The organism is Streptomyces europaeiscabiei, assembly GCF_036346855.1.
Classification (GTDB): Bacteria; Actinomycetota; Actinomycetes; order Streptomycetales; family Streptomycetaceae; genus Streptomyces; species Streptomyces europaeiscabiei.
In genome coordinates this window covers 566,359-575,648 of sequence record NZ_CP107841.1, presented here as the reverse complement: position 1 = coordinate 575,648, position 9,290 = coordinate 566,359, and the positions used below count along the sequence as shown (strand labels likewise).

Here is a 9,290-nt window from a genome sequence, read left to right as displayed (position 1 = left end):
TACAGTTAAGGCAAGCCTCATCAAAGAAAGTTGAAGACGTGGGGACCTCTACGGTCCGGGCGGCGAAAGGCCCCCGCGCGGCACTGCTGCTGACGCTCTCGGGCGTGGCCCTGCTCACACTGTGCGCCCTGTCGATGGCGTTCGGCGCGCTCGGCGTCCCCCTCGACCAGGTGTGGCACACCCTGCTCGGCGACGCCCCCAACTCCCGTATCGACAGTGTCATCTGGTCCGTGCGTGTGCCACGCACCGCCCTCGGCCTGGCCACCGGCGCCGCCCTCGGCCTCTCGGGCGCGCTGATGCAGGCGCTGACCCGCAATCCGCTCGCCGACCCCGGCATCCTCGGTGTCAGCGCGGGCGCGGCCTTCGCGGTCGTCCTGTCGGTCGGTGTGCTCGGAATCGCATCGGTGTACGGCTACATCTGGTTCGCCTTCGGCGGCGCGTTCGTCGCCAGCGTCCTGGTGTACCTCCTCGGCGGGCTCGGCCGGTCCGGCTCCACACCGGTCAAACTCGCCCTGGCCGGCGTCGCCGTGACCTCCCTGCTGTTCTCGCTGACCAGCGCCATCGCCCTCACCGACCCGGACGCCCTCAACCGCTACCGTTTCTGGAGCGCGGGCTCGCTCGCCAACCAGGACGAGGGGGTTCTCCTGCGTGTCCTGCCGTTCCTGGCCGTCGGCGCGATCCTCGCCCTCGCCTGCGCCCCGGCCCTCAACAGCCTCGCCCTCGGCGACGACGTGGCGAAGTCGCTCGGCCTCAAGCTCGGCCTGGTCCGCGTCCAGGGTGTCATCGCCGTCACCCTGCTCACCGGGGGAGCGGTCGCCGTCATCGGGCCCGTCGTCTTCGTCGGCCTGGTCGTCCCGCACATCGCCCGCGTCCTCGCCCAACTGGCCGGCGTCGGCCCGGACCACCGCTGGCTGCTGCCCCTGTCGGCCGTCCTCGCCCCCTGCCTCCTGCTGGCCGCCGACATCGCAGGCCGGCTGATCGCCCGCCCGACCGAGATCCAGGCGGGCATCCTCGTGGCCTTCATCGGCGGCCCCTTCTTCATCGCGCTGGTCCGCCGCCGACGCCTCGCGGAGCTGTGAGATGACTTCTCGACCGGGGAGGCGCGGGCCCATGGCCGGTGAGTCGTGGGGGACGTGGCCGGTGACCGCCGAACTGCGGGTCACCCTGCCCGTGACCGCCGAGTTGTGCGGGTCGCGGGTGTTGTCCGGCGAGCTTCGGAACAGGGGGCCGGTGGCCGCCGAGCCCCGGGGATCGCGGGTGTTGTTCGGTGAGTCGTCGAACGGCGGTCCCGTGGCGGCCGAGCCGTGGCGTTTCCGGCTGTTGTCCGGCGAGCCGCGGAGCGGCGGTCCCGTGGCCGCAGAGCCGAGTGGGTCGCGGGCGGGATTCGGTGAACCACGGACCGGCGGCACCGTGGCCACCGCGCCGCCGGAATGCGGCCCCGTCGCCACCGGGCCACGGCATCGGCGGTCCGTGGCCTTCGAGACCGTGCCGCCGGCGGTCCATGACGACCGAATCAGTGGAGCTGTGAGCCGATGACGACCGACCTCGCGCCCGTGCCGCCCTCGAAGGGCGCCGCGGATCCGACCCCCAGGCGCCGCACGGCCGACCGCCTCCCCTTCCGGTTCCCGGCGCCGCCCGTCTCCGGTGTCGTACGCCCCCGCCTGCTGGCCGTCTCCCTGCTGCTCGCGGCCGCCGCGTTCCTGGCGTTCGCCGTGGAGACCTCCGTCGGGGACATCGACCTCCCGCTCACCGATGTGCTGAAGGCCCTGGTGGGCACGGGCGACCCCGGCACCGAACTGATCGTGCACGAACTGCGGCTGCCGCGCGCCCTGGCCGGGCTGCTCGTCGGCATCGCGTTCGGCATCTCCGGGGCCCTTCTGCAGACCGTGACGCTCAACCCGCTGGCCAGCCCCGACATGATGGGCATCACCCAGGGCGCCGGCGCGGTGGTCGTCGCCGGGATCGTCCTCGGCTGGGACGGCGGCCTCAGCACCCAGGCCCTGGGTCTGCTGGGCGCCTTGACCGCCGGGCTGCTGGTGTACGTCCTGGCCTGGAAACGCGGCACCACCGGCTACCGCATCGTCCTCGTCGGCATCGGTATCGCCTGGATCTGCACCAGCATCACCGACTACCTCCTGGCCCGCGGCCAGCGCTTCCAGGCGCAGGCCGCCCTCGGCTGGCTCGTCGGAAACCTCAACGGCCGTACCTGGGAACAGATCGGCCCGCTCGCGATCACCATGGCCGTGCTCGTGCCCCCGGCGATCCTGCTCGGCCGCCAGATCCGCGTCCTGCAACTCGGGGACGACGTCGCCAAGGGCCTGGGTACCCGGGTCCACATCGTCCGGGTGGCCGTCCTGCTCATCTCGGTCGGGCTCGTCGCCTTCGGCACGGCGACCGCCGGACCCGTCGCCTTCGTGGCGCTCGCCGCACCCCAGGTCGCCCAGCGCCTGGCCGGCACCCCGTTCCCGCCACCCGTCGCGGCGGGGCTCACCGGTGCCGTGATGGTGCTCGTGTCCGACCTCGCCGCCCGGAAGGTCATTCCCGACACCGAACTGCCGGTCGGGATCGTCACCGGGGTACTCGGCGCACCCGTACTGCTGTGGCTGCTCATCCGCGCCAACCGCGCCGGTTCAGGAGGCTGAAGACGTGTCATCGAAGTTCGAACCGGTAACGAAGGACGACGCCCGTGCCGAAGCCTCGTCCGACTCCCGTGCGGGCACCCCGTCCGATTCCCGTGCCGAAGCCTCGCCCGACTCCCGTGCGGACACGGCGGCCGGGTCCCGCGCCGACGTTCCCACCGACTCCCCTGACGAGCCCTCGGCCGGCTCCCGTGCGGGCGCCTCGGCCGATTCCCGTACCGAAGTCCCGGTCGGCGCCCATGAAGACGACCCGGCCGATTCCCGTGCCGAGGTCCCGGCCGATTCCCGTGCCGGCACTCCCACCGATTCCCCCACGGGTTCCCGCCCCGATCCGCGTCCGGATCCCCGCGCCGGCTCCCGTGCCGACGGCCCCGAGCTGCGCGCCGAGGGTCTTCGCCTGGCCTACGACGACCGGATCGTCGTAGAGGATCTCGATCTGGTGATCCCGACCGGCCGCGTCACCGCGATCGTCGGCGCCAACGCCTGCGGCAAGTCCACCCTGTTGCGTGCCCTGGCCCGGCTGCTGACGCCCAAGGCCGGCGCCGTCCACCTCGACGGCCGCTCGGTGCACTCCATCCCGACCCGCACCCTCGCCCAGCAACTCGGGATCCTCCCGCAGACCCCCGTCGCCCCCGAGGGGCTGACGGTCATCGACCTGGTGGGGCGCGGGCGTTCACCGCACCAGACATGGTGGCGGCAGTGGTCGCAGGGCGACGAGGAGGCCGTGCACGAGGCGCTGCGGGCCACCGCCATGACCGACCTCGCCCACCGGCCCGTCGACGAACTCTCCGGCGGACAGCGGCAACGCGCCTGGATCGCCATGGCCGTCGCCCAGGGCACCCCGGTGATGCTGCTGGACGAGCCGACGACCTACCTCGACCTCGCCCACCAGATCGACGTCCTCGACCTGGTCACCGACCTCAACCGGCACCAGGGCCGCACCGTCGTCATGGTTCTGCACGACCTCAACCAGGCCTGTCGGTACGCCGACCACATCATCGCCATGAAGAACGGGCGTGTCGCGGGCGAGGGCGCCCCCGCCGACGTCATCACCGCCACGATGGTCGAGGACGTCTTCGGACTGCGCTGCGTCGTCGGCGAGGACCCTGTCAGCAGTACCCCCATGGTCATCCCGATGGGCCGCCACCACGAGGGAACGGACGCGGACTCGGACCCGGTGCCCGTGTAGGGCACCGCCGGCCGACGTGCGGCCGACGGTGCCCTCGGGCTCACGGGTCCGGGGCGGCAACGGGCTCGTGAGGGGTCGAGAGGCGGGCAGTCACCCGTGAAGGGTCCTGTACGGGCCCCCGTCACCCCTGCGAGTTCACGGGCGGGCCGTCAGGTAACCGCCCATCGTGCGGAAGTAGTCCGTCGCCGCGTACTCCGTGCCGTCCTCCGTCCGAACCCGCTTGACCACCAGCCCCGGCAGTCGTCCGGAACGGGCCTCGGCGCCGGCCACGATGACGATCCCGTCGCCCTCCCGGATGAAGATCCGCCCAGGCGTGCCGCCGTAACGTCCCTCGGACACGGCGGCCGAGACGATCCGGATCCGTTCGCCGCGGTGGTGGGTGAACGCGTTGGGATACGGGTCGGACTGGGCCCGTACGAACCGTTCCAGGTCCTCGGCGGGCCAGGTCCAGTCGATCCGGCTGTCCTCGGGGGACCGCTTGTGGAAGAAGCTCGACCGCGAGCGGTCCTGGGGTGTCCACACGGCCTTGCCCGAGGCTATGAGTTCGAGCGAGTCGGTGACGAGCGGGCCGATCAGGTCGACCGTGCGGTGGAACAGGTCCGTCGCCGTGTCGTGCGGCCCGACCTGCACCGAACGCTGCAACAGCACGTCACCCATGTCGAGTTCGGCGTCCATGCGGTGGGCCGTGACACCGACCTCCTTCTCGCCGTTGATGAGCGCCCAGATGAGCGGGGAGAACCCCGCGTACGTGGGGAGCAGCGAGTCATGGATGTTGAGCGTGCCGTGCGGTGGCAGATCGAAGATCTCGGGCGGCAGCCAGGTACGCCAGTTGTTGGCGACGATGAGGTCCGGATCCGCCTCCTTGAGCACGCGCAGGAGTTCGTCGTCGTCCGGGCGATTGCGCAGCAGCACGGGCACACCGTGCTGTTCGGCGAGATCGGCGACCGAGTCGCTCCAGATCTTCTCGTACGCGTGGTCGCTCTTGGGATGGGTGACTGCCAGGACCACTTCGTGGCCGGAATCCAGCAGTGCCTGCAGTGTCCGGTGTCCCCAGGTCTGGTACCCGAACATAACGACCCGCATATGAGCCCTCCTCAGCCGTTGCTAGGTAAGGCTTACCTTATCTAACATGTCTCTGCTGGGGGAGCTGTGTTCCACCTTGTGAAACTCTGTGACCTGTACTACGAAAGGCGATGACGCGGTGACGACGCTGCACACCGGGCCGGAAATCTACGACGTACTGGGTATCGGATTCGGCCCATCGAATCTCGCACTCGCCATCGCACTCCATGAACAGTCCGTGAACGCCGGTACGGCGGGCGGGCTGCGGGTCGGGTTCCTGGAGAGACAACCCCGGTTCGGATGGCACCGGGGGATGCTGATCGACGACGCCACCATGCAAGTGTCCTTCCTGAAGGACCTGGTGACGATGCGCGATCCCACCAGCGACTTCAGTTTCCTGTGCTATCTGCGCGACCGGGGCCGGCTCGTCGACTTCCTCAACCTGAAGACCCTCTTCCCCCTGCGCATCGAGTTCCACGACTACTTCGAGTGGGCCGCCGCCCGTGTCGCGCACCTCGTCGAGTACTCCGCCGAGGTCGTCTCCGTGCGCCCCGTCACCCGGGACGGCGAGGTCCGCTACTTCGACGTCACCAGCCGCACCCCCGGCGACCCGGAACGGCTCACCGTCCGCCGTGCCCGCAGCATCTGCGTGGCCGCCGGCCTGGAACCGCACCTTCCGCCCGGCGCGGCCCTGTCCGACCGTGTCTGGCACACCAGTGAGTTGCTGCCCCGCGTCGAACAGGCCCAACGCTCGGGACGGCCGATACGCCGTGCCGTCGTCCTGGGCGCCGGACAGAGCGCGGCGGAGGCCGTGGACTACCTCCACCGCAGCTTCCCCGAGGCCGAGATCTGCTCCGTGTTCGCCAAGTACGGCTACACACCCGCCGACGACAGCCCCTTCGCCAACAAGATCTTCGACCCCGAGGCCGTCGACCTGTACTACGGCGCGCCCCGCGAGGTGAAGCAGTCGCTCTTCGACTACCACCGCAGCACCAACTACTCCGTCGTGGACATGGACCTGATCGAGTCGCTCTCGCGGTCCATGTACCAGGAGAAGGTCCAGGGCCGGGAGCGGCTGCGGATGATGAACGTCTCCCGCCTGCGCGAGGTGGAGGCGGGCACGGACGAGGTCAAGGTGACGGTGGAGTTCCTGCCGACGGGGGAACGCGAGGTTCTCTCCGCCGACCTCCTCGTCCACGCCACGGGCTACCGGCCGCGGGGCATCGGCGACAACCTGGGGGAGATCGGCAAACTCTGCCTGCGCGACGACGAGGACGCCTTGCAGGTCGGCCGTGACCACCGGGTGGCCACCGCCCCCGATGTCACCGCGGACATCTACCTCCAGGGCGGCACCGAACACACCCACGGCCTCACCTCGACCCTGCTCTCCACCACGGCCGTCCGCGCCGGCGAGATCTGCGACTCCATCCTCGCCCGCCGCACGACGGACCTGACGACGACGGAGGCATGAGCGCCTGACGCCATGAGCGGCTGACACCGGGGGCGGGCGCCGCGCGGCGCCCGCCCGTCTACCGGCGGTCGGCGTCCGCGTCGACCGCGCCCCGCCGACGCACTCCCTTGGCCAGCGCTCCGCCCAGGAACCCGGTCACGAGTCCCCAGAGCACGGCGAGCCCGAGCGTGGACCACAGTCGTGGCCGCAGGAACAACTCCCCGCCCAGGTCGCCGCCGAGGTCGCCGATCCCGATGACCGACAGTCCGTAGTGCGCGGAGATCCGGGCCATCAGGCAGATCATCAGGACGGTGAGCGCGAGGGCGGCCGCCATGTGCACGGCGTGCTGCCACAGCCGGGTCCGGGCCGGGGAGCGGGCCGCCATCACGAACGCGGCGACGAGCAGCAGCACGACGTTCACGACCGGGAGCCACCACACCCGGCCGTCGTACTCGGCGAGCGAGCCCAGGTTCAGGGTGGACACGTCGGGCCCGCGCACGACCTCGTCGAGGATCTTCGGCATCGGCAGCCCGAAAGGCCCCTCGACCTGGCTGTCCCAGGTGGCGCCCAGGCCGATCGTGAAGGTCAGCCACATGACGTTCGGCAGGCCCAGCAGGATCAGCGCGGTCGTCTCGGCGGCGTGCCCACGGGTCAGTGCCACCACGACGCCGATCACCAGCCCGAGCCCGACGTACGCCAGCAGCAGGCCGACCATGGCGTACGCGGCCGGGCGCACCGACTCCTGGAACCGCAGCAACCGCGCCGGGAGCGGCGCCCCGCGCGACACCAGCAGCGCCAGGACGAGGACCCCTGCGAGCCACAGCAGCCCGAAGAACACCGTCGGCGCCACGGCCGTCTCGAACCCCACGTCGGCGGAGGTGCCGAAGAAGTCGCCCACGTCGCCCAGCGAGACGTCGAAGGTCTGCCGGGCCGCGAGGGCGAGGCCGATCAGCGCCGCCAGCCACAGGACGGCGATGCGGGCGGCCCAGCCCGCGAGTTCGGCCGCCCCCGCGACCGCCCGGTGGCGCAGGGGCCGCAGGAACCCGGCGGCGATCACCAGTGCGCCCACGAGGGTCACCGACAGCGGGATCACGGTCAGGCCCGCCTGGGTCTCGGCGATGGACCCGGCGCCGCCGGAGAGTTCGATCGTGCCGCCGACCGCCGTCACGACGGTGGCCGCGACGACCCGGGGGAACGCGCCGTCCGGGAGGTCCGCCGCACCCGCCGCCCACAGCCCGAGGGACGCCACCACGATCATCGCGACCAGCCCGGCCAGCACGGTGGCGAGGGCCTGGAGCCAGCCGTGGCGGGCGACCGCCCGCTCAGGTGCTGTCGTCTGCCGAGGAGGCAGGGTCTGGGGACTCACTCTTGCCACGCTAAGCACGGCGCAGGCACTCCGCGCGCCGGGAGCTCGGAACCCCTCGGCCTGCGGCGGTGCCCCTTCGGCTTGCGGGGGGCACGGGACCAGAGCACACAATGGCCCTGTTGTGGAACGAAGCGGCATTGAATGGATGAAATATCTGAATCGCCGCAGCAGCCCTACGGCGGGAGAAGACCCGTGAGCTCCGAACAGCCGTCCTCCGGCCGCCCGACAGGACCGCCCTCCGGCCCCCTGTCCGGGCCGTCGCAGCCCAGCCCCGCCCCGGCCGACCCGACGCGGCCGAGCGGCCGGGTGCCCCCGGAGCCGCCGAGCGGTGCCTCGGGCCCGGGTGGCACCGGAGGGCCGGGCGGAACCGGTGGTTCCGGCGGCGGGTCAGGGGGACCCGGCGGGCGCGGCACAGGCCCCGGCGACTCCGGGCAGCAGCCCGCGAGCCCCGGCCATCCGTGGTGGCGGTCCGCTCCCCGTATCGCCCTCATGGTCACCGCGGCCGTCGTCGCCGTGGTCCTGATCATCGTCCTCACCCGTTCCGACGACTCGGGCGGTTCGGCCGGCGGAGAGGTCTTCCTCCAGGCCGCGGGCAAGTCCGGCCCCGACCCGTTCACCGAGTCGACGGCCACGGACAGCTCCACCCCGCCCGAGACCCCCACGGCCACACCGAGCAGCTCGGAACCCGCCAATGTGACCCGTGCCGTGGACGGTTCGTCCCCCGGTCTCTACGGCGGTACGCGCAACGTCGCCAGCTGCGACGTCGAGAAGCAGATCAAGGTGCTCGGGGCGAACCCCGCCAAGAACGACGCGTTCGCCTCCGTCGCCGGCGTCGAGTCCCCCGACGTACCCGCCTATCTGCGCGCACTCACCCCGGTGCAGCTGCGCATGGACACCCGCGTCACCAACCACGGCTACCGCGACGGCGCCGCCACCAGCTACCAGGCCGTCCTGCAGTCCGGGACCGCCGTCCTCGTCGACGACCGAGGGGTGCCCCGGGTGCGCTGCGCCTGCGGCAACCCGCTGAAGCCGCCGGTCGCGCTGAAGACCACACCCGAGCCGAAGGGCGACTCCTGGCCCTCGTACCGGCCGCAGAACGTCGTGGTGGTCGAGCGCTCGACGGTGATCATCAACGTCTTCGTCCTCTACGACCCCGACCACGACGAATGGTTCACCCGCCCCTCCGGCGACACGGGCGGCAAGGACAAGAAGACCACCCCGCCCGTCAACCAGCCCTCGCCGTCGGTGTCGACGTCGTTCTCCGAGGAACCGCCCTCGAAGTCGCCCAAGCCGTGCCCGTCGTCCCCGAGCGGAGCCACGGACGACGGGCGGAAGGCCGACGGCGCGACGGAGACCGCGACGGGCCGGGACGCCGACGACAGCGCGAGCCCCTGCCCCTCCTCGTCCTCGGTGACCCCGTCCACCTCGCCCCCGTCTCAGCCGGAGACGCCGACCTCCGAGCCCACGACGGCGCCGGAGAGCCCCGAGTCGGCCGACTCGCCGCCGGACGACACCACGACGACCGAGTCGGCCTCCCTCTACGACACCCCGGAGTCGATCACCCCGGGCTCCTGACCGGTCGGC

The 9,290-nt window shown here is 71.6% G+C and carries 7 protein-coding genes; 5 read left to right on the top strand and 2 right to left on the bottom strand.

The features are described from left to right. Nucleotides 1-38: 38 nt before the first annotated feature. The 3 genes from OG858_RS02745 (at nt 39) to OG858_RS02735 (ending at nt 3,828) form a co-directional block, all read left to right on the top strand. Nucleotides 39-1,079, top strand: a complete 1,041-nt coding sequence (locus OG858_RS02745; protein ID WP_046703690.1) for a FecCD family ABC transporter permease — start codon at nt 39-41, stop codon at nt 1,077-1,079. A 453-nt stretch (nt 1,080-1,532) separates the two neighbouring features. Further along, entirely contained in the window at nt 1,533-2,642 is a 1,110-nt protein-coding gene (locus tag OG858_RS02740) for a FecCD family ABC transporter permease (protein WP_086747879.1), read from the top strand. Between the two features lie 373 nt (nt 2,643-3,015). Further along, the gene (locus tag OG858_RS02735) at nt 3,016-3,828 is read left to right on the top strand and encodes an ABC transporter ATP-binding protein (protein ID WP_086747882.1); all 813 of its coding nucleotides are present in this window, start codon (nt 3,016-3,018) and stop codon (nt 3,826-3,828) included. Nucleotides 3,829-3,963: 135 nt separating this feature from the next. Here OG858_RS02735 and OG858_RS02730 read toward each other — a convergent pair whose 3' ends face one another. Then, nucleotides 3,964-4,911 (bottom strand): methionyl-tRNA formyltransferase, encoded by a 948-nt coding sequence (locus OG858_RS02730; protein WP_086747878.1) that lies wholly within the window; start codon nt 4,909-4,911, stop codon nt 3,964-3,966. A 118-nt stretch (nt 4,912-5,029) separates the two neighbouring features. On the opposite strand from OG858_RS02730, the gene OG858_RS02725 reads away from it, so the two are divergent. After that, nucleotides 5,030-6,361, top strand: a complete 1,332-nt coding sequence (locus tag OG858_RS02725) for a lysine N(6)-hydroxylase/L-ornithine N(5)-oxygenase family protein (RefSeq protein ID WP_086747877.1) — start codon at nt 5,030-5,032, stop codon at nt 6,359-6,361. Between the two features lie 58 nt (nt 6,362-6,419). Here OG858_RS02725 and OG858_RS02720 read toward each other — a convergent pair whose 3' ends face one another. Then, complete coding sequence (locus tag OG858_RS02720; protein ID WP_086747876.1) at nt 6,420-7,706, bottom strand: streptophobe family protein; 1,287 nt, start codon at nt 7,704-7,706, stop codon at nt 6,420-6,422. 192 nt (nt 7,707-7,898) lie between these two features. Here OG858_RS02720 and OG858_RS02715 point away from each other — a divergent pair, with 192 nt between their 5' ends. Further along, a complete protein-coding gene (locus tag OG858_RS02715) occupies nt 7,899-9,281 on the top strand; it encodes a DUF6777 domain-containing protein (RefSeq protein WP_179200916.1) in 1,383 nt (460 codons plus the stop codon). The last annotated feature ends 9 nt before the right edge of the window (nt 9,282-9,290 follow it).

What these genes read in the sequence shown, in the direction of transcription:
- OG858_RS02740 (WP_086747879.1), top strand. Translation starts at nt 1,533, where the DNA reads ATGACGACCGACCTCGCGCCCGTGCCGCCCTCGAAGGGCGCCGCGGAT.
- OG858_RS02730 (WP_086747878.1), bottom strand. Translation starts at nt 4,911, where the DNA reads ATGCGGGTCGTTATGTTCGGGTACCAGACCTGGGGACACCGGACACTG.